Annotated in this window: 16 protein-coding genes and 1 pseudogene; 4 read left to right on the top strand and 13 right to left on the bottom strand. The window is 44.8% G+C overall.

Annotation, left to right across the window (positions count from 1 at the left end; genetic code table 11):
• The 4 genes and pseudogenes from F6K53_RS03800 to F6K53_RS03785 all read right to left on the bottom strand — a co-directional run.
• Positions 1–287, bottom strand: a pseudogene (locus F6K53_RS03800) (DUF6444 domain-containing protein); the annotation flags it as partial.
• Between the two features lie 284 nt (positions 288–571).
• Positions 572–1,762 carry an RNA-guided endonuclease TnpB family protein gene (locus F6K53_RS03795; protein WP_293069175.1) on the bottom strand — a complete coding sequence of 397 codons (1,191 nt, stop codon included), beginning with the start codon at positions 1,760–1,762 and terminating at the stop codon, positions 572–574.
• Positions 1,763–1,927: 165 nt separating this feature from the next.
• A complete protein-coding gene (recF, locus tag F6K53_RS03790; protein WP_293079935.1) occupies positions 1,928–3,079 on the bottom strand; it encodes a DNA replication/repair protein RecF in 1,152 nt (383 codons plus the stop codon).
• 10 nt (positions 3,080–3,089) lie between these two features.
• Positions 3,090–3,293, bottom strand: a complete 204-nt coding sequence (locus tag F6K53_RS03785; RefSeq protein WP_293069171.1) for a hypothetical protein — start codon at positions 3,291–3,293, stop codon at positions 3,090–3,092.
• 82 nt (positions 3,294–3,375) lie between these two features.
• Here F6K53_RS03785 and F6K53_RS03780 point away from each other — a divergent pair, with 82 nt between their 5' ends.
• Complete coding sequence (locus tag F6K53_RS03780; protein ID WP_293069169.1) at positions 3,376–3,579, top strand: hypothetical protein; 204 nt, start codon at positions 3,376–3,378, stop codon at positions 3,577–3,579.
• Here the strand turns inward: F6K53_RS03780 and F6K53_RS03775 are convergent.
• From F6K53_RS03775 to F6K53_RS03755, 5 genes are all read right to left on the bottom strand, one after another.
• Positions 3,576–6,506: a cation-translocating P-type ATPase gene (locus F6K53_RS03775; RefSeq protein ID WP_293069167.1), complete on the bottom strand. Its 2,931-nt coding sequence runs from the start codon at positions 6,504–6,506 to the stop codon at positions 3,576–3,578. The genes F6K53_RS03780 and F6K53_RS03775 overlap by 4 nt on opposite strands.
• A 262-nt stretch (positions 6,507–6,768) precedes the next feature.
• The gene (locus F6K53_RS03770; RefSeq protein ID WP_293079933.1) at positions 6,769–8,541 is read right to left on the bottom strand and encodes a ShlB/FhaC/HecB family hemolysin secretion/activation protein; all 1,773 of its coding nucleotides are present in this window, start codon (positions 8,539–8,541) and stop codon (positions 6,769–6,771) included.
• A 546-nt stretch (positions 8,542–9,087) separates the two neighbouring features.
• Positions 9,088–9,240: a hypothetical protein gene (locus F6K53_RS03765; RefSeq protein WP_293069163.1), complete on the bottom strand. Its 153-nt coding sequence runs from the start codon at positions 9,238–9,240 to the stop codon at positions 9,088–9,090.
• Positions 9,241–10,253: 1,013 nt separating this feature from the next.
• A complete protein-coding gene (locus F6K53_RS03760; RefSeq protein ID WP_293035640.1) occupies positions 10,254–11,435 on the bottom strand; it encodes a DUF4912 domain-containing protein in 1,182 nt (393 codons plus the stop codon).
• 915 nt (positions 11,436–12,350) lie between these two features.
• Positions 12,351–14,738, bottom strand: coding sequence for an IMS domain-containing protein (locus F6K53_RS03755; protein WP_293069160.1), 2,388 nt, complete (start codon positions 14,736–14,738; stop codon positions 12,351–12,353).
• 406 nt (positions 14,739–15,144) lie between these two features.
• Between F6K53_RS03755 and pdhA the strand changes: the two genes are divergently transcribed.
• On the top strand, positions 15,145–16,173 hold the full coding sequence (gene pdhA, locus F6K53_RS03750; protein WP_293069158.1) for a pyruvate dehydrogenase (acetyl-transferring) E1 component subunit alpha: 1,029 nt from the start codon (positions 15,145–15,147) through the stop codon (positions 16,171–16,173).
• 35 nt (positions 16,174–16,208) lie between these two features.
• Here the strand turns inward: pdhA and F6K53_RS03745 are convergent, their stop codons facing one another.
• From F6K53_RS03745 to groES, 4 genes are all read right to left on the bottom strand, one after another.
• Positions 16,209–17,453, bottom strand: coding sequence for an ATP phosphoribosyltransferase regulatory subunit (locus tag F6K53_RS03745; protein ID WP_293069156.1), 1,245 nt, complete (start codon positions 17,451–17,453; stop codon positions 16,209–16,211).
• Positions 17,453–18,424 carry a DnaJ domain-containing protein gene (locus F6K53_RS03740; protein WP_293079930.1) on the bottom strand — a complete coding sequence of 324 codons (972 nt, stop codon included), beginning with the start codon at positions 18,422–18,424 and terminating at the stop codon, positions 17,453–17,455. The genes F6K53_RS03745 and F6K53_RS03740 overlap by 1 nt, the downstream gene beginning before the upstream one ends.
• A gap of 582 nt (positions 18,425–19,006) precedes the next feature.
• A complete protein-coding gene (groL, locus tag F6K53_RS03735) occupies positions 19,007–20,638 on the bottom strand; it encodes a chaperonin GroEL (RefSeq protein ID WP_293021309.1) in 1,632 nt (543 codons plus the stop codon).
• Positions 20,639–20,741: 103 nt separating this feature from the next.
• Positions 20,742–21,053 (bottom strand): co-chaperone GroES, encoded by a 312-nt coding sequence (groES, locus tag F6K53_RS03730; RefSeq protein ID WP_008180318.1) that lies wholly within the window; start codon positions 21,051–21,053, stop codon positions 20,742–20,744.
• 382 nt (positions 21,054–21,435) lie between these two features.
• Between groES and F6K53_RS03725 the strand changes: the two genes are divergently transcribed.
• Together F6K53_RS03725 and F6K53_RS03720 are read left to right on the top strand one after the other, a co-directional pair.
• Positions 21,436–21,975: a ferredoxin gene (locus F6K53_RS03725; RefSeq protein ID WP_293021312.1), complete on the top strand. Its 540-nt coding sequence runs from the start codon at positions 21,436–21,438 to the stop codon at positions 21,973–21,975.
• 152 nt (positions 21,976–22,127) lie between these two features.
• Positions 22,128–22,775, top strand: a complete 648-nt coding sequence (locus F6K53_RS03720) for a response regulator transcription factor (protein ID WP_293021314.1) — start codon at positions 22,128–22,130, stop codon at positions 22,773–22,775.
• Positions 22,776–22,779: the final 4 nt, after the last annotated feature.

Genomic DNA, 22,779 nt, shown 5'->3' with positions numbered 1-22,779 from the left:
ACTCCCACCGCAGGAAGGGCATTGCTGGGGACTAAGTATAACGAGCGCGGTCTACTCGTCCAAACCCAAAGCGGGTCTTTCCTTTGTGTCCAGGCTGCCCTCCGGGTTTCTTTTTGCCTGGACTCTCGGATTAATCCTGCAAGTCCTGCTTCTTTTCGGACTTTTTGAGCAAGTCCGTTGATGGTGGATTAGATGAGTTTTTCGAGTCATTGTCTCGGCTGAGTTTGAGTCTTTCTATTTCTTCAACCAGACTTTCGATCAGTGAGTGCTGTTGCTAATCGCAGTTTTTTTTGCTCCACTACCAGCTGCACCAGTTCTTCCGTAGGACTTCTGGTTATACAGCAGCTGTGTCTGGGGTTAGTGAGAAGCTACACATTCTTCTGATGATTCTCCAGCTCCATCCCGGACTTTGTCAAGCCCCTACCTGAATCCTTACGGTATGATAAACGCTATATCTCTGATTGTGATCAGAAGATACAACAACCTTAGTATAACCAAAAAATTTTGTCTTATTGACATCCTCCCACCGCTAAATCTTTGATTATAGCGGGGGATTCCTAAGACTCACGACTTAGGTTTCTGCTTCCTTCTCCCTTTTTTTGGAGTTTTTCGCACCAGCCCTCCGAGACTTACTCTCTTGAGGTCTTACGGTCGCTCCACAGACTGACACGGCAAGCCCTGCCGCCAAGATATTAATTGATGCATTAATATCGCGATCGTGGTGAGTATTACAAGATGGGCAATCCCACTCCCGAATACTCAGGGGTAAAGATTCGACGCGATTGAGGCATACAGAACACAACTTGCTACTGGGAAACCATCTGTCAATAGAAATAGCTTTACGGCTGTACCACTCTGATTTATATTTGACCTGACGGATTATTTCCCCCCAGTTAGCATCACTGATCACCTGAGCTAGTTTTTGATTTTTGACCATGTTTTTCACCGCTAAGTCTTCAAACGCAATCAATTGGTTTTCTTTGACCAGTTTAGTGGTTAGCTTGTGAGTAAAATCTTTTCTAGCGTCCTTGATTTTTGCGTGTATTTTAGCTACCTTTAATCTGGCTTTGTAACGATTATTGGAACCTTTTTGTTTTCGTGACAAAGCCTTTTGATATTTGGCCAGTTTTTTCTTGAGTTTTTTGAAATGTTTGGGATTAGTGATTTTATCCCCGTCACTGGTCGTGATTAAACTAGTAATTCCTAAATCAAAACCAACTTGTTTATCCGTCACAGGCAAACTCAAGTCTCTATGATCATTAAACCTGATTGAGATATGCCATCGATTAGATGGATCTAAGTTAACTATAACGGTAGTTGGTTCGCAGTTTATAGGTAATTGACGACTCCAACGAATAGGCAAAGGTTCTTGGCATTTAGCAAGATAGATCTGACCATCTTTCCATTTAAATGCCGATTTGGTAAATTCTGCACTACCACCGTTGCGTTTTTTCTTGAAGTTGGGATATTTGGCACGACCTGCAAAAAAATTAGTAAAAGCAGTTTGAAGATGTCTTAACCCCTGTTGAAGTGGAACACAACTGACTTCATTTAGAAAAAACAAGTCATCCTGTTTTTTCCATCCTGTCAACATTGAGGAAGTTTCTTTATAACTGATTCGTTTTTGGTGTTCATACCATCCTTTTGTTCTAGCGCATAAGGCTTTGTTGTAAACAAGTCTTACACAGCCTAGAGTTCTCCTCAACAGATTGTCTTGTTCAGGATTTGGGTAAAAACGGTAACGGTAAGCTTTTTCAACCATGCTTACATTTTAAAACATTCCATGTGAATTGTCAACTGAACACAACTGCTCGTCCTCCCTTTCCTCTCACCGTTAAGCCTTCGGCTATAACGGGAGTCTCCAGGGAGGCAGAAAGATAACAAAGTGTAAAAGTAGTTTACCCGATCAACCATCAAGTATCAACCATCAAGCTTCCAACCTTTTAATCTGTCCTGCTTGCACTGAAAGAATCTGAGACGAATTCAGCCATTGGGAATCAAAGGCTCCCAAGTGAGTAGTAGTAATCAAAGTCTGAAACCGATCCTGAATAGCATCCAACAGTAAATTTTGCCGATTCAGGTCTAGTTCAGCTAATACATCATCTAGTAACAACAGAGGTGGCTCTCCCACCACCTCTTCAATGAGCTTCAATTCAGCTAACTTAAGCGCTAAGACCAACGTTCGTTGTTGACCTTGAGAACCATAGGACTTGGCTGGGGTCTGATTAATGGTAAACTGTACTTCATCCCGGTGAGGACCGACTAGGGTTCTCCCTTGATGAAATTCAGGAAGGGAGTACTGTTGGATTTTCTCTAAAAAAGCCTGCTTGACTAGATCAGGGTCATCTTTGGAAAGACTGACATTGGGGGCATAGGTAATATCCAATACCTCTGTCTTGCCACTAATACTAGCGTGCCATGCTTGGGCTATAGGAGCTAACCGTTTTAGCATTCTCTCTCGACGGCGGGTGACTCGTGAGCCAGCAGTAGCCAGTTGGGCATCCCACAACCCTAGCTCCGCATTGTACTGCTTGGATACCGATGCATCAACTTCCCCTTCTTGTTGAAGTTTACGGATTTTTTTCAGCAAAGCATTGCGCTGTCGCAATACCTGGTTATATTGCTGCAAAATGTAAGCATAAATTGGTTCGAGCTGAGTCAGAATTGAATCGAGCCAGGCGCGACGCCGTTCTGGTGCTCCTCGCACCAGTTCCAAATCCAGGCTAGAAAACTGTACCGCATTGAGAATACCTAAAAAGTCCAACTGCCGACGCAAGGATTCTTGATTGAGAGCAACAGTACGTCGTCCTTGAGTGCGCAAGGTTAATCCTAGTTCTACTGAACCATAGGTTCGTTCTAGAGTAGCCCGAATCTCCGCAATGGGAGTAGTTTCTAAGACCAATTCGCGATCGCGTGCTGACCGATGACTCTTTAGGGTAGAGAGCAACTCTACTGCCTCTAGTAGATTCGATTTCCCCTGAGCATTATTACCCAGTAAAATTGTCTTGGGAGCATCGAAGTTAACCAGGCAATCCCTGTAGTTACGAAACTGTCGCAGGTGTAGGCTCTTAAGGTACATCCAATGAAGGTTACAGGTTGGGGGTTAGCAGGTGGAAGGTTGTTCGCGTAGCGTGGCCAAAGGCCAAGGTTAGTAGGTTGAAGGTTAAGAGGTTGAAGGTTAAGAGGTTGAAGGTTAAGAGGTTGAAGGTTAAGAGGTTGAAGGTTAAGAGGTTAAAGGTTAAGAGGTTAAAGGTTAAGAGGTTAAAGGTTAAGAGGTTGTTTGCCCAAGGCATCTCTTGTAGGGTTGGTTAGCTGGTTGAAAGTGAGCAGGTTCTAGGTTAGCAGGTTCTAGGTGAATAGGTTAACAGCCTTAAGATGAGAAGTCTGATATCAACTAAAAAAATCTCTAACCGTTTAATATTTCACTTTCAACCTCCCAACCTTCAACCTTCAACCTCCCAACCTTCAACCTTCAACCTTCAACCTTCAACCTCCCAACCTTCAACCTTCAACCTTCAACCTCCCAACCTTCAACCTTCAACCTTCAACCTTCAACCTCCCAACCTCCCAACCGACTAACCTTGAACTTTTCCCTTGCCATACCAACGAATAAATAATTTCTCCAGCTCAACCCAAACAAATAGTGACGTACTAAAGCCAAGACAGACAGCGAATTCCATGATAGTCAGAGGTTCAGTGCCAAAGAAGTCTTGCAAAAAGGGTACATAAACCAGTAGCAGCTGTAAGAGAGTAGTCACAGTAACTGCCAACAGCAAATAAGGGTTAGAAAATGGGTTTAATTCCAGAGTAATGCGTTTGTTGGAGCGGACTGCGAGGGCGTGGCCCATTTGAGCAATACATAGGGTAGTAAATACCATTGTCTTCCAGTGAGGGAAGTATCCATAGGCAATTGCCATTAAGGTAATGTTGAAAATGGCAAAGACAATACCAATGCGCACCATATAAGACCCCAACCCTCTGGCAAAAATACTTTCCCTAGGACTAAAAGGCGATCGCTTCATCACATCGGGTTCTGCTGGTTCCACAGCTAGGGCAAGAGCGGGTAAACCATCAGTGACTAGGTTCATCCAGAGAATTTGTAAGGGAGTGAGGGGAACATCTGGTAGTCCCATGATCGGGGCTGCGGCAATAGTTAATACCTCACCGATGTTACTGCCCAGGATGTATCTAATAAAGCGACGAATATTGTCATATACTGTCCGACCTTCTTCTGTGGCAGCAACAATGGTGGCAAAGTTGTCATCTAACAGCACCATATCGCTGGCTTCTTTACTGACATCGGTTCCGGTAATTCCCATAGCAATACCAATGTCAGCTTGCTTGAGAGCGGGTGCATCATTCACCCCATCTCCGGTCATGGCAACAAATTTACCCCTACCCTGGAGTGCCTGAACAATTCTGAGTTTGTGTTCCGGAGCAACACGAGCATAAATGCTGACTTGGTCTACCTGTTCCTCTAGATCGAGTTGGGAGAGCTTTTGTAACTGCTGACCAGTCAGTACCTGATCAGTGTGATTGGCAATTCCCAAATCCTGGGCAATCGCTCTAGCGGTAAGTTTGTGGTCTCCGGTAATCATAATCGGACGAATTCCAGCATTCCGGCACCGCTGAACTGCTTCTCGTACCTCTGGCCGTGGAGCATCCAACATTCCCACTAACCCCAACCACACCAACCCTTGCTCTAAGGTTTCATGGTCTGCTTCTGGAGCTGATAAGCTATCTAGGGATTTATAGGCAAAACCTAGGACTCGCAAACCAGCCCCTGCCATTTGGTTATTCTGTTCCAAAATCTGTTGCCGCTGCTCTTCTGTCAAGGGTTGACACCCTAGAGTTCCTGCTGCTCTGTCATCATTATGTACTGATGAAGTACAATGCTCTAACACCAATTCTGGAGACCCTTTGGTCAACATCATGTAACCGGTCAGTTGTGGGTTCTCGGTTGTTCGCGTAGCGTGGCCGAAAGGCCAAGGTTGTTCGCCTTTGGTGTTCGAGTAGCCAAGGTTAGCAGGTAGGTTAGCAGGTTGAAAGTTATCTGGAGAACTATCCCACTGACAAATCACGCTCATACGCTTACGCTCAGAGGAGAAGGGAATTTCATCCACACGGGAATACTGTTGACTCAGAGGTTCCTTATCCACACCCCCTTTACCAGCCAGAGCAATTAATGCTCCTTCTGTGGGGTCTCCTAAAATCTTCCACTCCCCCTGTTCATACTGCAAGATGGCATCATTACACAGAGCACAAGCTAGAAGTAGGGGTTCGAGTTCGGGATACTGTTCTGTAGTAATGGGCTGATTGTCTAGGAGAAATTCCCCTACAGGTTCATAACCATTCCCAGTCACCTGAATACTAGTGTTGAGGGTATCCACCCGTTGCACAACCATTTTGTTTTGGGTCAGGGTACCAGTTTTATCAGAACAAATGGTAGTCACACTTCCTAAGGTTTCCACTGCTGGTAGTTTGCGAATTAGAGCATGACGGCGTACCATTCTCTGGGTTCCTAGGGCTAAGGTAACAGTCACCACCGCTGGCAAGCCTTCTGGAACTACAGCAACTGCCATACTTAAAGAAACTTCTACCAGTTGTTGGAACACACTCAAGTCCCAACCGCTTACGCCCAAGCCAATGATAATTACTAGTGCTACTAGCAACAGCGAACCGGTTACCAAGACTTGTCCCAGCTGAGACATGCGCTGTTGCAGAGGTGTCGGTTCACTTTCCACCCCTTGTAGCATCTGGGCAATTTTACCCAGTTCCGTATTCATCCCAGTACCAGTAACTAGGACTTTACCTCTGCCTTGGACAACTTCAGTTCCCTGAAAAACTAAATTAATGCGATCGCCTATGGGAGTATCTTCCGATAGCTCCACCTCTACGGTTTTATTGACAGCATTAGCTTCCCCAGTCAGTGCAGATTCTCTGACCTGCAAATTCGATGCCTCGATCAGCCTACCATCTGCTCCAACTTGTACCCCAGCTTCCAGCAACATGATGTCCCCTGGCACAAGCTGTTGACTATCTATCTCTAAGGTACGACCATCCCGCAGCACTCGTACCTTAGGGGATGCCATACTTTTCAGGGCTGCTAGGGCTTTTTCAGCACGGCTTTCCTGGAGATACCCGAGGATGCCATTAAGAATCACGATTGAGAGGATAGCAATCGTATCTTTGAAGGGGAATTCACTGGCCTTTTCTGAGGCTTGTTGCAGATTGATCAGATCTAAAATCCCGGAAACTATCGCTACTGCAATCAGCATCAGCAGCATGATGTCCTTGAATTGATCAAGGAACATTGCCCAGGAACTGCGCTTTGCTTTTTCCTCTAGCTCATTTAAGCCATAGTATTCCAACCGCTGTGATACCTGTTGAGAGGTCAAACCGGCTTGAGGGTCACAGCCGGATTCTGCTAAAGAATTTTCGACAGATTGGGTGTACCACGCTTTTAACGGGTCAGGCAATAAATTAGAATGGGTCAATGGATTCACCGGGAATGTTTGCTTTTAGATGATATTCATTCGATCATAAAAATTTCCTAGGGAGTTTGGAAACCAAGACTATAATCGAATCTAGCGCAGCAACATAGCACCCGATGTAGGAAGTGAACATCTGTTCTTCTATTCAAAGTCTGTATTCTAAAGATAGGCAGTTGGCGCTAATCCTAGTAATTTAGTCAGTATTTGATCAAGTTTTATTGACTGTTGACGCTCACGGTTGCCCATTCACCGTAATCGTCAGAGTTGAAATAGTTTAGTATTGATAGCGAACATTAAAGTAGAAGCCCTCATCCTGGGCATTGTTACTGCGATCATCCAAATCAACCAGAGGAATGCCATAGTCAAGTCGCAGATTAAGCCCTGTCACTGGCTGCACAATTAGCCCTAAGCCAATACCCGCTAAAAACCGTTGTGACGGTAACGTATTAGGATTGTCAGGGTTATTCCAGACATAACCCATGTCGAAAAACGGAATTAGTTGTAATGCGGGGTGATCGTCTACATCTCGATGTAAAGTGATACGGTCTTCAATAGAGAATCGTAATCCATTGTCCCCTGCTCTAATATTTTGACGGTAGCCCCTCAGGGATTGACCACCGCCAAGCAAAAATTGTTGGGGAGGCAATAGGCTATTGGGGGTAAGCTGAACCTCGGTTCCCATAATTAAGAAATTATCCTCTGAGAGAATCTGCAACCGCTGTACTTGGCCTAGCCAGCGAAAAAAGCGTCCATCAGGTATAGGATCGGGGTTGATAGTGGCATCAAACCAGCCAGTTCCCAGACTCAAAAGCGATCGCAAAAACCAAGTTCCCTCCAAATCCCGACGTAGATACTCTTGTTCAAACTTAATCACGCTCAGGGTAGTCGAGCCATCTTGATCTGGACCAAAGCCAAACCCAAGAGGCTCATCACCCAAAAAAGTCTGACCATCTCTATAACTGAACCCTAGAGACAGAGCAAATTCTTCCCGAGGTGTACGGTACAACGGCTGACGAAATCGAATTTCATACAGCTCAGATTCTCCCTCAATATCAAAAACATTGAATGGTGCTTGAGTCACCCGATTACGGTCGATCACTGTTCGCAGTTCTAAGGTACCATTTCGGGGATTGAGGGGAAAGCGATAGCCAAAATCAAAAATATTAGACCCGCCAGTGGTCGAACGACGATAAGTGAAGGAAATTTCATCCCCATTGCCAGTTAGGTTGAGATGGCGAACATTAAAGCTCATTCGTTCAGAACCAATACTAGGAGGTGAGTAGTTATCAACCCCTACACTTCCTTCAAACGGATTAGCTTCCACAACACGAACAATCAGAATGCTTTGTCCCACTTTTGTTCCTTTGCGCAGGCTGGCTTCTATGCTGTCCAACTTTGGGTCAAGCCGTAACAATCGTAATTGGTTTTCCAAATCAGTAGTATTGAATGGTGTTCCAGTCCCCAACTGGACACGGCTGCGGATATAGTTGGGATTGAGGCGGCGTGTTCCTTCAACTTCGATCTTTTCTATACCCCCTTCTATGACACGAATTGTAACAATGCCCTTGGTAATGTCAATTGTTTGATCGGCAAGAAGAATTGCTCTAGTGTTAATATAGCCCTGCTTGAGGTAAAAGGTGGTAATATCATCCGCGACTTCTCTTAGTTGTTCAATAGTCAGGGAGCGTCCTAGATAGGGTTGTATGATCTGCTGAAACTGCTCTGGTGAAAAGATGGTGCTGCCAATGACTTCGATTTTATCAACTTGAATGGTTTTAGAGTCAAAAGCAGTTAGTCTAGCAGGTGTATTGGGTTTAGTCTCTAGTAGAACTGCTCCTTCTGAATCTGATAGTATGGGCGCTAATAGTTCACCTATCTGATTTTGATAATTTCCATCAACCAATTTTACTGACTCCTGAGCAGTTTTATTCTCCTGCTGCTTAAGCAGAAGGTTACTTGCTCTTAGAGATCTATGATTGCTTGGCAAAGAAGTTAGGGTTACTGCTAGGGCATCATTACAACTGGTCCAGGCAATTATTAAATACAACGGTGTAAATTTATTTGATATTAATTTCTTTAATAAATACTTTATAAGCACAATTTTAATTAACATCTGATGCCAAAGCAATCCGATCTTCGAGCGCATCGGGTTTTTTATTCTCCTTGGGTGGGGATATCTGGCTCTTCCGTACCTGTTATGCTAAACTGTTAGCTTTGATGAACTCAAATTACTATCATGTATAGCTTTAAGGTTTTGATAATTATTTTTTACTATAAAATTTTAGCTAAACCCACAACCTCCTTATTGTATCAACAGTTTAGATTGGGTTTGTGATAATTTAGCATACTCAAAACGGAAGAGCCGGATATCTAGGGATTTTGGGTGACAACGAATGGTCCAAACGTAAACGCCACTAAAAAGCCTAACCCTGATTAGTTCAAAAATTACAAAAAACTATCACCATCGTCTCTCGCAGTTATAGCTTATATCAAATTCGTTTAATTACCCATAATCAAAATCTCTACCCTGTCTGACCGTGTGGTGGGTTTTCCGGTGTCAGTCTAGCCCGTGGGTATTCATACCGAGTTGCATTCAAAGATAGTAGATTGGTTGGATAGGGAGATAGGGAGATAGGGAGATAGGGAGATAGGGAGATAGGGAGATGGGGAGATAGGGAGATAGGGAGATAGGGAGATGGGGAGATGGGGAAATTGGCGGAAGAGAAAGTTGTACGTTTGACCGCAACTTGGTATCAAGCAGACTTGAGATGAGTTGTTATTCTCTTCAAACCACTTGCGATCATAACCAATTAATCACACTTGAGGTGCGACCCGTGGCGAATTTAATAATTAGATGCGGAAAGCACACCTAACTAGTTTGAGCTTCGCGGCTTAAGAGGGATGGGTAAAGGCAAGTTTTGTCAAATTCTTGGCGTGACTAGAACCAGGGAACTGACTCCTATTTTCCCCAAATCCTTTCAGTCCACAACCCACACCCGGTCTAGTTTTTATCCTGCTTGTCACTCCCTCAGGTGCGACCCGTGGCGAATTTAATTCTTAATGGGTCAAGCGCACCTATTGACTCTTGGCAAAAAAATCCCCCGGCTAGTGTCGGGGGAACTCCTTAGAAGTATGAAGTGTGAATTCTCAGGTTATTATAGGTCAATGCTGCTTCTTGAACTATATACAAATAGTTAGTATCTAGCTATACTAACTATTAGATTATTGGTATCAAAAGCTACAACTGATCCTGGTAACTATAAAACTTTGAGATTATAGCATATTTATGTTTGACTTTATCGAACCCATAAATACAAGGAGATTCAGAACCGATACTTTTTAGCTACCAAAGTCTACCAAGAGAAACTTTAGCCCGCCAATGCAAGCTGATTGCTCAGCCAGGGGGTATCTCCCAAAGCACGAAGAAATATTCCTCGTGCGCCATCATAAAAGTGCGTCAACCAGATCCAATGTCACTACAAAACCCTTGGTTTTCGGGAAATTTATTTAATTGTGAGACAAGGTCATGGCACTAATTTCATAGTTAAAGTATAGCAAATTACTTGAGGTTTTGGCAAGCTTTGTGATACTTTTGCCTACTGTCTACTAACCTCATCAACCCTGAGTCGTTGAACTGCTAATGGTATCGTACCATAGAAGCTGACGCTTCGCTTCGGTAAAAGCTGGTTTGGCTGACCCCACCCAACTTATAAAGTATAGGTGTAAATTATGGGTGGGGACTGCACTCACAAATTTTATTCAACTGAACACGATATCAGTATGGCATGATGGCTTCTCGCGGATTAACTTCATATGGATTGAGCGAGTTTCCTTGCCATCCACTGACACTGCCATGATTGGGTAGTCAATCACACCATCCTGGAAAGACATCTGGAAGCTGAAGGTACCGTCTGGGTTAATCTTAATCGGACGTCCATCAATAGTAAGGGAAGCACGAGGATCAGTGGTACCATGGATAATTAGCTCAGCATCTACGACTAAGGACAATTCCGGAGAACGAGCGGGGGGAGCAGAAGCATTGAAACCAGCTCCCGACATGTTTGGAGAAACCCACTTACCAATACCCGAAGGGAAAGCATTGGAACTTATTACTGACCTTGGTAGTTGCTGCATAGAACTATAAAGAGAACCAGCTACTCCCTCAGCTTCCACAGATTGAGTCATGCCAAAGATTTCCCCATAGATAGGTCGATCAGGAATTTCTGAGCTACTCCCATTAGCTGTCTGGCTAGGCGGCACAAGTTTTAGGACAGTCTTACCCTGTAGATTATCATCCCAGTTGACCGTGACGAATTGGTCTTCCATCCATTTAGAGGGATAGGCTGGGGGGGCATGGATAGGTGCTGAACGAGCCAGAACTAGCCATTGACCATCTTCACAGCGATAACCAATCTCAACTAAATAATCGCGATCGCTAACTGGCATGGGTAGATACCATTCTCGCGCTAGCTCATCACAGGGATATTCTTGGATACTATGGGGACTTTGATAATCCAGTTTGATTGCGGTAACATCATAGAGCCTTAGAGCGAGTTGTTGACCTCCATGAGAGCGCAGTTCTTGTTTATGTTCATAGGGAATATCCCAATAGGCATAAGACCAATGTGGATCACGAGGCATTAGGACAATCCGGCTTTCACCATAACCTTCTGGTAGCTCTGCTAATCCCTCATCAACAGAAACTAGAGTATCACTAGTCGGCTCTTCTTGAGCTAATTCAAACTTGGTTGATTCCACATTCGGTTGTGCCTCAATTATCGGCGATGGAGTGGTAGACCTTTTGTGACGTTCTATTGCTTGAATTTCCGCCAATAAGCGTGCTTTCCGCATTCTACTGTATCGAGATATACCATATTCACTCGCGACTCTACGTAATTGCCGTAGAGTCATTTCTTCTAGGGGAGTTCCTTCTTTTGCCATGATTTATGTTCTATACGTTGTTAGGTTGCCTGATAGATTACTGATGTCAATCTTGAGGTGCGACCCGTGATGGCGAGCAATCCCTTGACCGTAGGTCACTCTACGCGAACGCCATTACGGAAAGCGCACCTAATTAAAAAAAGTTTTGGTTGCTATGAAACTTACCATTAGGTCAGACCTGACTAAAGTTTTTATCCTTCTTGATTCCCAGATTTTAAAGGCGCGACCCGTGGCCGCGAGGGATTGCTCGCGGCCTAGGAGGCGCGCGCCTTGAGGGAAATTACCCGTCTACTGCTTATTCGAAACTTCAGTTATTTTTTATACCTAAAATCTGGTAAAGTCAGCCATCGATAATTTGGTTAAATACTAACAAACCAACATTTTTATGGGATCCTCTGATCAACTATATATAACAAGGAATTTTTTGGTCAGGTCAAGGGGTAAATCAGGCGATTTTCGGTAAATTCACGCATTTACCAGAAAATATGGACTCAAAATGTCATGAAATTATCACATCACTCCTCAGGTGCGACCCGAACGCGCCCCGCGTCGGCTTTGCCGAAAGGCGCGACCCTAGGCCGGGGAACCCGGCCTAGGAGGCGCGCACCAAAGCGCGAATTTAATTCTTAATAGGTCAAGCGCACCTAAGGACTCAGTCATCAATATTATCAACTTAGCTACCATAAATGATCTGTAGCCAAGAAGGATAAAACTCTGATCTACTTATCATTGAAATTCCTTATTAATCATTTATCTCTCAGGATTGATGATAAGCAACACTATATGACTACTTTCCTCAGCGGTGAGCGAAAAGTGGCAAGCCAAAGCTAATCGCATCATCAATCATCGACAGGAATAATCATTAGTTTTCCCTTTTCTTTTCGACAGGAATTAACTGGTCAGATATGTTTTTAGTTATCTTACCATCCAACCTTTAATTAACCACTGACCCCCTTGGCGTACTAACTCATACTTGACTCTTAAGTTGTCATTACTCGAAGCTGCCGGACTCAGAATACCATCTTGATATACCTTTGCTTCCTCCTTGACCGCAGCATCTATCACAGCTTGATTAGGATTCGATGTGTTAGTCTCAACTGAGTTAATTTTGACGCTGTGCTTGTAGAACCGGTAAGAGTTATTGTTTTTAGCCGCTTTAGCACTTTTGAGCCAGACAGACAGAGCTGGCTCAGCTAATATTTTATTAAGTTGCCCTACGTCATGTTTTTCTCCAAAGGCAAGTTTCTTAGTGTTTAGCCAGGTTTCGATGACTTGCTGAGCCGTTTCTTGATTTAGAGGACCACTTGGAGCGATCAGCTCACTGCCGCTCGGAGGAATCGGGACTGGAGGTTGGTCAAGCTGCACAAAAGCTTGTTCTCCCTCTAAGGGTGGTGTTGACAAACTTTTAAGAGCTTTATTGAGCAAAATCAGCAGGATGCCCAGTCCTAGCAAACCTAAAAGACTCAGGAAAATCAGACGTCTTAGTTTAGTCCCTGGTTTGAATCGCTCTGGTGAAGGTTCCATAGGATCAGGGGATGAATGATTCAGACTGCTCCGCTGACTTGAGGAGTCTTTGACCAAAGAACCGCCTCTAGACCAACCACCTGAGGCAGTTGAATTTTGACTATCGAGGGTTTTGCCTGACTTGCCCCCACCCATAAAACTACCTAAGGATTGACGCCTACGACGCCGCCCATGACTCCGCAAGCCTGTGGTTTTTGACTCTAAGTCCTGATGAGTTTGTGCTTCTGAGCCATTTGATGAGTGGGACATCCCTTGAGCTGTAGGCAAAGTTGATACCCCATTAGTGGTGAAGCGATCGCTATTGACCCTGCTTTGACTAACACCGTTTGCCAACGCCCCACTTGGCCACCTTGACCCCACCGTTACTGGTTCTGCCGTTGTCTGTGAGCCTTGGCCATTGCTGAATCTCTCTTGCCCCAGGATGCTTTTAGAAGAGCCTACCGTTGCATAGCTGGTTGTTTGGGAAGGTACAACCGTCCACTGATTGCTAGTTTCCTCAGATGAATCTGGTAAATTTTCTAGATAGGCTTGTACTTGATCATCAGCAAAGTATTCCTTCAAAGAGACCTTTTGATTCGCCAAATCCCGGAAGTGGGGAAATACAGATTCTTGTAGCCAACGCTCTCCGTAGAGGCATAATCCTGGCAATAAGTCTGGGGAATTTTGAGAATGTTCCCGAATGAAAGCTAGAGGTTCGTATTCCTGGCTCAGTTCCAAGGCACGACTGGCTTCTTCCGTTTGGCCGAGAAGCAGAGCACACACCCCTTGTTCTAGGTGAACATCCTGCCGCTTACCCAAACGCATCAGCATTTTCTTGGCACGAGCAATCAAAGCTGGTTCTCTGTGAGCAAATCCCCTTGCTAGTAAGGCGTAAACAGCTAGGTATGTAGCAACTGCTGAAGGGCGTCGTGCTTCAGCTTCAAATAAGGTTTGCTGTTGGTTGGAGGTAAGATAGCCTCGCAACTGTTGGATAAAGCGGAGAAAGTCATCAATCCCTAAACCAGATTGGTCATTACCAGTGCCATCGATACCTCGACGCTCCTGTAACATTTCTTGGAGCAACCGCAAGCCTTTGCGCCGCTCAATGGCTTTTTCTTCTGGCAGGGCTAATAATTCTAAAATCCGATAAGGGCGAAGTTTATAGAGGTCTGCCTGGATTTCCCCTCGAACACTCGGAAATAAGCCTTCTTGTAGAAGTAATTGTTGTCCAGTTTCTAGGGACATAGCTGCGTTTTCATACTCCGCTTGCTGCCATTGCTCTCGACCTAGCTCTAAGCAGGCAATAGCTAAGGTCAAAACCACGTCGGGTTGAACAAGTTGGGGATCCCCCAATTTCCCCTGACTTAATCCAACGCTGTCACCTTTTTCCAGTAACGGTTGCGCCAGTTTTAGAACCAGTTCGTATTCCCCAAGTTCTTGAAGAATCAGTAAGCTTCCGAGTAATTGGTCGTTATCAATTTCAATCGTAGGAGTGTGAGCTTCGACGGTTTCACCTGTTACTGTTTGATTAGTACCAGGAGCACCCGCCACTGATGGGTGTTGCTCTTGGAGTTGATAAGCTTTGGCAATCAAGCCAGCATCGTACTCCTCTCTTGTTTCCGGGTCACTCAAAACCCCGTAGGCTTTTTCAAGGAGTGTTTTACGAGAGGCTATTGCTGCTTCCGAATATTCTCGGCGCGGTAGTTGTAAGGTACGATCACGATAGGCTTGGCTGAGCTGTTGGGCTGTAGCCTGAATCGGCAATCCTAATATGCGGTAGTAATCGAGCGGAATGCGCACGGTTCACTTCCCCAGCTTTTCGAGCAACTGAATGAGTTGATGATAGCCCATATCGTACTCCCTAAACTGGCTATAGCTATTTATCTGTCACTTTAAAAGACACAGTATCGCAGCTAACCGGTTTTGTCGAGTCCCTAAACACTATTAATTCTAGCAACTAGGGTGGATCATCTTCTTTAATTAACTTTAATTAAAGTAAACAGTATTTGGTTGTCAAGGAGTAGTGTGATTTTAATTCAAGTCAACTTGACCTAACTATTACCTCTAGGCTTGACCTAGAAGATAAATTCTGGAAGATAAACCCTGTAGGCTTGAGTGAAACTTTATAATAGCTTTGCTTAAATTGGCTAAACAAGTAGTTTGGCTAAATGCCAGTATAGTGTTGGGACAAGTATAGGACAAATTAATGGCTCAGGAAAGAACTTTACCTAAAGTAGAGGATTACATACCAATTACTAGCGCAGAAGGATTACTACTTTACGAGGATATGGTGCTCGGGCGCTTTTTTGAGGACAAATGTGCTGAAATGTACTATCGGGGCAAAATGTTTGGTTTTGTCCACCTCTACAACGGTCAAGAGGCAGTGTCAACAGGAGTCATCAAGGCGTTGCGTAATGGTGAAGACTTTGTTAGTAGCACCTATCGTGACCACGTCCATGCCTTAAGTGCAGGAGTGCCAGCACGGGAAGTGATGGCAGAGTTATTTGGCAAAGCAACAGGCTGCAGCAAGGGACGCGGTGGTTCAATGCATATGTTCTCACAAGAACATAATCTCCTAGGAGGTTATGCCTTTGTAGCTGAGGGAATTCCTGTTGCCACCGGTAGTGCTTTCCAAAGTAAATACCGTCGCGAAGCCTTGGGGGATGAGAGTGCTGATCAAGTCACCGTTTGCTTTTTTGGTGATGGAGCTTGCAATAATGGTCAGTTCTTTGAATGTTTGAATATGGCAGCCCTTTGGAAACTGCCCGTTATCTATGTGGTGGAAAACAACAAGTGGGCAATTGGGATGGCTCATGAACGGGCAACATCCCAGCCAGAAATTTATAAAAAAGCCAGTGTATTTGGCATGGCTGGAGTAGAAGTCGATGGGATGGATGTAATGGCTGTCAGAACTGTTGCCCAAGAAGCGATCGCTCGGGCTCGTGCAGGAGAAGGCCCAACCCTAATTGAAGCCCTGACCTACCGCTTCCGAGGTCACTCTCTGGCTGACCCCGATGAACTCCGCTCCAAAGAAGAGAAGGAATTCTGGTTAACTCGCGATCCCATTAAAAAGATGGCAAGTTACCTGACAGAAAATAATCTAGCTACTGCCGAAGAACTCAAAGCCATTGAGAGCAAAATCCAGGACGTCATTAATGATGCAGTTGAGTTTGCCCAAGCCAGTCCTGAACCTGACCCTAGCGAACTACATCGCTATGTTTTTGCTGAGGATTAGTTAACTGAAGTAGCAAGTGTGAACTATGAAATACTTCACACTTTCTTAGTCACGGTCTCAATCCTAGGAGTGCCATCGGCTTGTACCCAGGCAATGTAGGTGATACCGTGACCCAGGGCGTATTCTCTAATTTGTGCTGGTGAGCGTCCCCCTAAATCCATCTCTACCCTGACCAAATGCTCAGAATCTCTAAGTTTCTGGGCATAGGTAAAAGCCACTGCCTCAGCCTCGGGAAATTCTGGCACCACTAACCAATCACTAGCTGGTGTCTGGGTGGGTAATTGATTACTGGAAAGTAAGACATAATGAAGGTCTTCTAGGTTGAGGCAAAAACCAATTCCAGGGTAGGCTTCTCCTTGAGGATGATATAGACTCAGCAATTGATCGTAGCGCCCTCCCTGACCTAAAACTCGGCTAGAGCCCTCGCTACTACTGACTACTTCAAAGACAATACCAGTGTAATAGTCAAAGGTTTGTACTAAGGTCAAGTCGAGAACGATCGGTAAGGGGCTAGGGGAACTACTATTTAAAAGTTCCACCAGGGATTTGAGATTGGTCACAATCTCGTGTTCCGACGAGTCTAAATCAAAACTAGCAACCTTTTGCAAAACATCAGCAGGGTCTCCCCTTAGGTCAAAAAGAAACAATGCTCGTTCCCGTAATTCTGGGGATAGGGGTAATGTTTCTAGGGTAACCCGGTCAAGATAGGCAATGGCTTTACGAACCTTTTCTTGCATAGGTTTAGGGAAGGGAGACAAAAGCGATCGCGTTAGCCGAGCTTCCCCCAAAATCAGGTGCCATTGTTGTAACCCTAAATGATTAAGACAATCGGCTAGCAACAGCAAAATTTCCCCATCTGCCAACAGCCCACCAACTCCCAATAATTCTACCCCCGACTGGTAAAACTCTAGTTGACGTCCGTGGTGACCTATACTTGGTCGTCGAAATACATTGGCATTGTAATAGAGTCGCTGGGGTAAGGATAGGCAGGCTTCACTATTACTGCCAGCAATACGACTAACCATTGCTCTAGCTATGGATGCCGTTAATTCTGGACGCAGCCCCAGCGTTCCTTCCTCAGCATCGTGCAACTGAATAACCGTGGAACGTTCGACAGCTCCTCCTGCCATCAGAGTATCCAACCATTCTAGGGTTGATGTGATAATCCGGTGGTAACTCCAGCGGTGAAATACTTGCTGTAAGTGGTTAGCAATCCAGCGTTTTTGGGTAACTTCTAGGGGGAGTAAATCCCTTGCCCCTGGGGGTGGTTGATGAATCATTACTTTTTCTTTCCACCAAATAAACCACCAAATAACCCACCACCATTAGATTTATTCGACGGTTTCCCTTTAGCTGCTTCAGGCGACACCTTTGACTGGTTACCGCCACTTTTCAGGGTGAATTCATTGATAAGCTGTTTCGCCTTCAATGCTCTTTCGTTCTGAGGATTCAATTGCAACGCCTTATTAATGTGTACTTTAGCCATTGTCCCCTTATTTTGCTTCAAATAAGCAATTCCCAATAAACTATGGCAGTCGCTATTGTTTTGGTCCAATTTGAGAGCTTCTCGCAACTCCAGAACTGCCGCAGCAAAATTGTTCTTGACCAAATATCCTTCAGCACGTCGGATATAGCTATCCACTCGTGATACTCCCTTAGGCCCAACCGACCCTCCCTGTGATGTTGCACCGGTAGTAGTCTGACTATTTGGCTGGGTCACACCAGTTGCTTGAGTTTTCACAGGGGTTGATACAGGAGTTTTTACCGTTTCGCCCTTACCACTTTTACACATCAAATAAACTAGGTTAAGTTCACTGATTTCGGCAATTTTTGCCAAGGCTTGGTCAAGGGCTTGGTATTGCTCTGATGCTAGGTGGTCAACTGAGGTTCTGTAAAGATTATCTAAATTTGCCCCTGCTTGTAATAATTGCTTAGCCGTTGCGCTAGCCAGGGAAATTTTATCTCCTTGAGCCCCTAACTGCTTACTCAAGTGGCTTAGACTAGCAGCATAGTCACGATGACCTCGGGATAGCTGTTCATAAGCAGGATTAACCAGCCGTGTTAACAGCAGATTTGCTTGATTTTTTTCCACTTCGGTACTGGCTTTGCAACTGTCGGGATGCAAACGTCTAGCAATTTGAAGGTACCTTTTACGGACTGCCTTAACATCCGCATCAACTGGAATTCCTAAAACTGCGTGGTAGTCAGTGAAATCAAGCTTGAAGAGTCCGTATTCAATTTTCAAAGACATAGGCAACTGTCCCATCTCAACTGCTGCAAGGCTCGTTTCTAGTATCTCTTAGATTAGAGAATCTAGGTTTGTTTGGGTAATAAAAAGCAGCTGCTTCTTCAACGAAGCAGCTGTAACTAGCTAATGGTGCGACCATAACGCGCACCGCGTCGGCTTTGCCGAAAGGCGCGCCCAAAGCGGTGCGAATTTAATTCTTAATGGTAAGAGCGCACCTATAGTGCAACATTTAACCTGTACAAACCTACTCACAAGCAGATAGGACGATGGTATAGCATTAGTTAAAACTAATGGTTGTTGCCGACAAAGCAATGCCAAAAGCATTGCGCTAATTTTCTTAATGGAGGCTCTGGTGCCTACTCTCAAACCGCACTGTAACTTCACTCAGTCCATTATTTTACGTCGCTTAACTTACGACCAGCTGCCAAGGCTTTTAGTTCTTCGTTTGGCGGTAGTGTTCCCTTGTTAAACAAGTTACTAACTTAGTTGATTATAAAACAGTAGATAATGTTTGACAAGGTTTAGAGAGCTATAAGGCTAATAGTTGCACCTCCAATTAGAGTACTTTAATTAATTCCGTAAGCTTTAGTAATCAAAATCTCCACCCATACCAGCACCAGCAGGAGCATTGTCCTTAGGCTCAGGCTTGTCTACCACAATACACTCAGTGGTCAACACCATACCTGCGATGGAAGCGGCATTTTGGAGAGCAGAACGAGTTACCTTAGCCGGGTCAACAATACCAGCTTCAAACATATCTACAAACTCACCATTGGAAGCATTGTAGCCAACGTTGAATTCTTTTTCTTTAACTCGCTCAGCGATCACCGCACCATTCTGACCAGCGTTCTGGGCAATTCGCTTCAGAGGTGAAGACAAGGCACGAGAAACAATCATAGCACCGGTAAGTTCTTCAGCCTTCAGGTTCTCGTTTGCCCAAGTTTCTAGGTCAGGAGTCAGGTGAGCTAGAGTTGTCCCACCACCAGGGACAATACCTTCTTCCACAGCTGCCTTGGTAGCGTTGATGGCATCTTCCAAACGCAGCTTGCGGTCTTTCATTTCCGTTTCTGTCGCAGCACCCACTTTAATCACTGCGACACCACCAGCCAGCTTAGCTAATCGCTCTTGCAGTTTTTCTTTGTCGTAGGAAGAATCGCTTTCGTCCATCTGACGGCGGATTTGGTCACAACGACCCTTCACTGCATTTTCGTTACCTTCAGCAACGATAGTAGTGTTGTCCTTAGTTATGGTCACACGACGGGATTTACCCAGCATTTCCAGCTTGGCGTTGTCAAGCTTTAGACCTGCATCTTCGGTGATTACTTGTGCACCAGTTAGGGTAGCAATGTCCTCCAGCATAGCTTTACGGCGATCGCCAAAGCCAGGAGCCTTGACAGCTGCTACATTCAAAACACCCCGTAGGCGGTTGACCACCAAGGTTGCCAGGGCTTCTTTCTCAATGTCCTCAGCAATAATCAGTAACGGCTTGCCAGAACGAGCCACTTGCTCGAGTACTGGCACCAGGTCTTGTACCAGGGTAATTTTCTTGTCAGTGAGCAGGAGGTGAGGTTCTTCTAGAACTGCTTCCATCCGCTCAGTGTCAGTAGCAAAGTAGGGAGAGATATAGCCTTTGTCAAAGCGCATCCCTTCGGTAATTTCTAGTTCAGTGGTCATAGACTTCCCTTCTTCAAGGGAAATCACGCCCTCTTTGCCCACTTTGTCCATTGCGTCAGCAATCATCTGACCAACAGTCTCATCGTTACCCGCAGAGATAGAACCAACTTGGGCAACGGCTTTAGAGTCTTCTACTGAACGGGCATGTTGAGCAATCTTGTCTACCAGAAACGCAGTAGCTTTATCAATACCCCGCTTCAACGCGATTGGGTTAGCACCCGCAGCAACGTTGCGCAAGCCTTCTTTGACCACAGCATGAGCTAGTACTGTAGCTGTTGTAGTCCCATCACCAGCAGCATCATTGGTTTTTGAAGCTGCTTGCCGAATCAGAGAAACACCAGTGTTTTCAATGTGGTCTTCCAGTTCAATCTCTTTAGCAATGGTGACACCATCATTAACAATTTGAGGAGCACCAAACTTCTTCTCTAACACTACGTTGCGACCTTTTGGTCCAAGGGTGACAGCTACAGCTTCAGTCAGAGTGTCCATTCCCTTTTCTAGGGCGCGACGAGCATTTTCGTTGTAAATAATGCGCTTAGCCATAGGTTTTGAGTTCAGTTCCTAACGGTGATTAAGGTTGAAGATAAAAGCCTTGAAGGTAAAAGCTTTGAGGGTTTAAGGGTTCAATTTGTTTGCCTTCAAGGTGTTAGCTGACGACTGCCAAGATGTCTTTCTCTGACAACAAAACGTACTCTTCGTTGCCTAACTTAATATCGGTACCAGCGTACTTTGAGTAAAGTACCTTGTCCCCTACTTTGACTTCGAGAGCAGCGTGAGAACCATCATCGTTGCGCTTGCCAGGTCCGGTGGCTACAATTTCCCCAACTTGAGGCTTTTCCTTAGCGTTATCCGGTAGTAGAATACCGCCAGCAGTTTTTTCTTCAGCGGCGCTTACCTTAACAAAAACTCGATCCCCTAAGGGCTTAACGGTGGAAACACTCAGAGTTACAGCTGCCATATCAGTTTTTCCTCTCTACTTCATCTGATTCATCTGAGCCGATTTAGCACTCTCAGCTCCTGAGTGCTAATTTACTCAAAATCAGCAAGAGATGGCAATAAATACCTCTGTACGGGTTCCCGAACTCATAGTAGGTTAACAGATGGCAAATGCACGGATGATATAGCTTTGGGTTATTATCTGTGTATCCGTATCGGTATGGTGTAGCTTGTACCTGTTTCATCTAAGGTTTGACCTTAGTCCCAGGAATTGATTAAAAAACCAGAACTACAACCCATGGACTGCTGACCACTGATCACTAAAACCAGCAAATAGATATAACAGATATATTCTTACTCTCGTCCTTTCGACTCATCCTCACACAACAAAAGCCCTAAAACTCATGCCAGCAGACAAAACTGAGCCTGAAGCTACCCCATCTAATTCTGATAATTCTGATAATTCTGATAATTCTGACACTTCGACTCTCGGAGAATCGGAACAACTTACCCTAGCCGCTAACGTAAAGAGCTTAGGACTTAATCAAATTCAGCGCCACATTTTCTTGTGTGCTGATCAAACTAAACCGAAATGCTGCTCAAAAAAAATTAGCCTTGAATCCTGGGAATATCTTAAAAAACGCCTAAAAGAGCTAAAACTAGACCAGCCCAAGGAGGTTGAGCCAAGTTGCATTTTTCGCACCAAGGCTAATTGTCTGCGAGTCTGTACCTCTGGTCCTGTGATGGTAGTTTACCCAGATGGTGTTTGGTATCACCATGCTACCCCTGAGGTAATTGAACGCATTATTCAAGAGCATATTATTGGCAACCAAGTTTTAGAAGACTATGCTTTTTTAGTTCATCCTTTGCCAGAAACTCTTCAAGCATCTGCTTCAGACTACCAGGCAATGGCAGCAAATGGTACCCAACCCCAACCAGGTTAAGATCCTTTTCCTTACCAACCCTAATTATGGTGAGGTAGGATTATTGGTTGGAGAGTTAAAGCAGCTTGGTAACTTCCAGGCATAAGAAAAGGCAAGAGGTACTACCACTATTAATAAAATTAAGCAAGCAAAGTATAACAAACGTTACAGTTATGAAGGACAATGCTGTAAGAGAGCAAAAAAAACTGCTGCTGATTGATGATGACCCCAACCTCATATTGTTAGTCAAGGACTACCTCGAGTTTCAGGGATACGAAGTGATTACTGCTGAACATGGGAAAGAAGCTCTGGACATTTTAGAGCAGGATATTCCTGATATGATTATCTGTGACGTAATGATGCCAGAGATGGACGGCTATACCCTGGTAGAAAAGGTCAGAGATGATTCTCGCACCAGCTGGATTCCCATACTCTTTCTCTCAGCCAAGGGTCAAAGCCAAGATCGCGTAAAGGGTCTTAATAAAGGTGCGGATGTTTATATGGTGAAGCCCTTTGAGCCAGAAGAACTGGTAGCACAGGTGGAATCCTCCCTCAAGCAAGCGTCTCGTCTAATCCTTCACTCAGGTTCTGGTCCAGACAGCACACCCAAAATTAAAGTTCCTTACGATGTTGAGTTGACTCCTACTGAGCTAAAGGTTGTCCAGCACGTGGCAAGAGGTATGGCAAATCGGGAAATAGCTGAGAAACTGAATGTTTCTCAGCGCACCATAGAAAGCCATGTATCGAACATGCTAGGGAAAACTGGTCTCCATAACCGTACTGAATTAGCTCGTTGGGCAATTGAAAATAGTATGGCATAACGCT

It is taken from the genome of Moorena sp. SIO4A1 (assembly GCF_010672065.1).
GTDB lineage: Bacteria > Cyanobacteriota > Cyanobacteriia > Cyanobacteriales > Coleofasciculaceae > Moorena.
Note: the sequence above shows the minus strand (reverse complement) of the source record. Positions and strands in the feature narration are given on the sequence as shown.

Excerpts from the sequence above, each read along its gene's own strand:
- F6K53_RS03745 (WP_293069156.1), bottom strand. The coding sequence starts at position 17,453 with ATGATTCATCAACCACCCCCAGGGGCAAGGGATTTACTCCCCCTAGAA.
- pdhA (WP_293069158.1), top strand. The coding sequence starts at position 15,145 with ATGGCTCAGGAAAGAACTTTACCTAAAGTAGAGGATTACATACCAATT.
- F6K53_RS03725 (WP_293021312.1), top strand. The coding sequence starts at position 21,436 with ATGCCAGCAGACAAAACTGAGCCTGAAGCTACCCCATCTAATTCTGAT.
- F6K53_RS03760 (WP_293035640.1), bottom strand. The coding sequence starts at position 11,435 with ATGGCAAAAGAAGGAACTCCCCTAGAAGAAATGACTCTACGGCAATTA.
- F6K53_RS03795 (WP_293069175.1), bottom strand. The coding sequence starts at position 1,762 with ATGGTTGAAAAAGCTTACCGTTACCGTTTTTACCCAAATCCTGAACAA.
- groES (WP_008180318.1), bottom strand. The coding sequence starts at position 21,053 with ATGGCAGCTGTAACTCTGAGTGTTTCCACCGTTAAGCCCTTAGGGGAT.
- F6K53_RS03720 (WP_293021314.1), top strand. The coding sequence starts at position 22,128 with ATGAAGGACAATGCTGTAAGAGAGCAAAAAAAACTGCTGCTGATTGAT.
- F6K53_RS03780 (WP_293069169.1), top strand. The coding sequence starts at position 3,376 with ATGAGAAGTCTGATATCAACTAAAAAAATCTCTAACCGTTTAATATTT.
- groL (WP_293021309.1), bottom strand. The coding sequence starts at position 20,638 with ATGGCTAAGCGCATTATTTACAACGAAAATGCTCGTCGCGCCCTAGAA.
- recF (WP_293079935.1), bottom strand. The coding sequence starts at position 3,079 with ATGTACCTTAAGAGCCTACACCTGCGACAGTTTCGTAACTACAGGGAT.
- F6K53_RS03785 (WP_293069171.1), bottom strand. The coding sequence starts at position 3,293 with ATGCCTTGGGCAAACAACCTCTTAACCTTTAACCTCTTAACCTTTAAC.
- F6K53_RS03740 (WP_293079930.1), bottom strand. The coding sequence starts at position 18,424 with ATGTCTTTGAAAATTGAATACGGACTCTTCAAGCTTGATTTCACTGAC.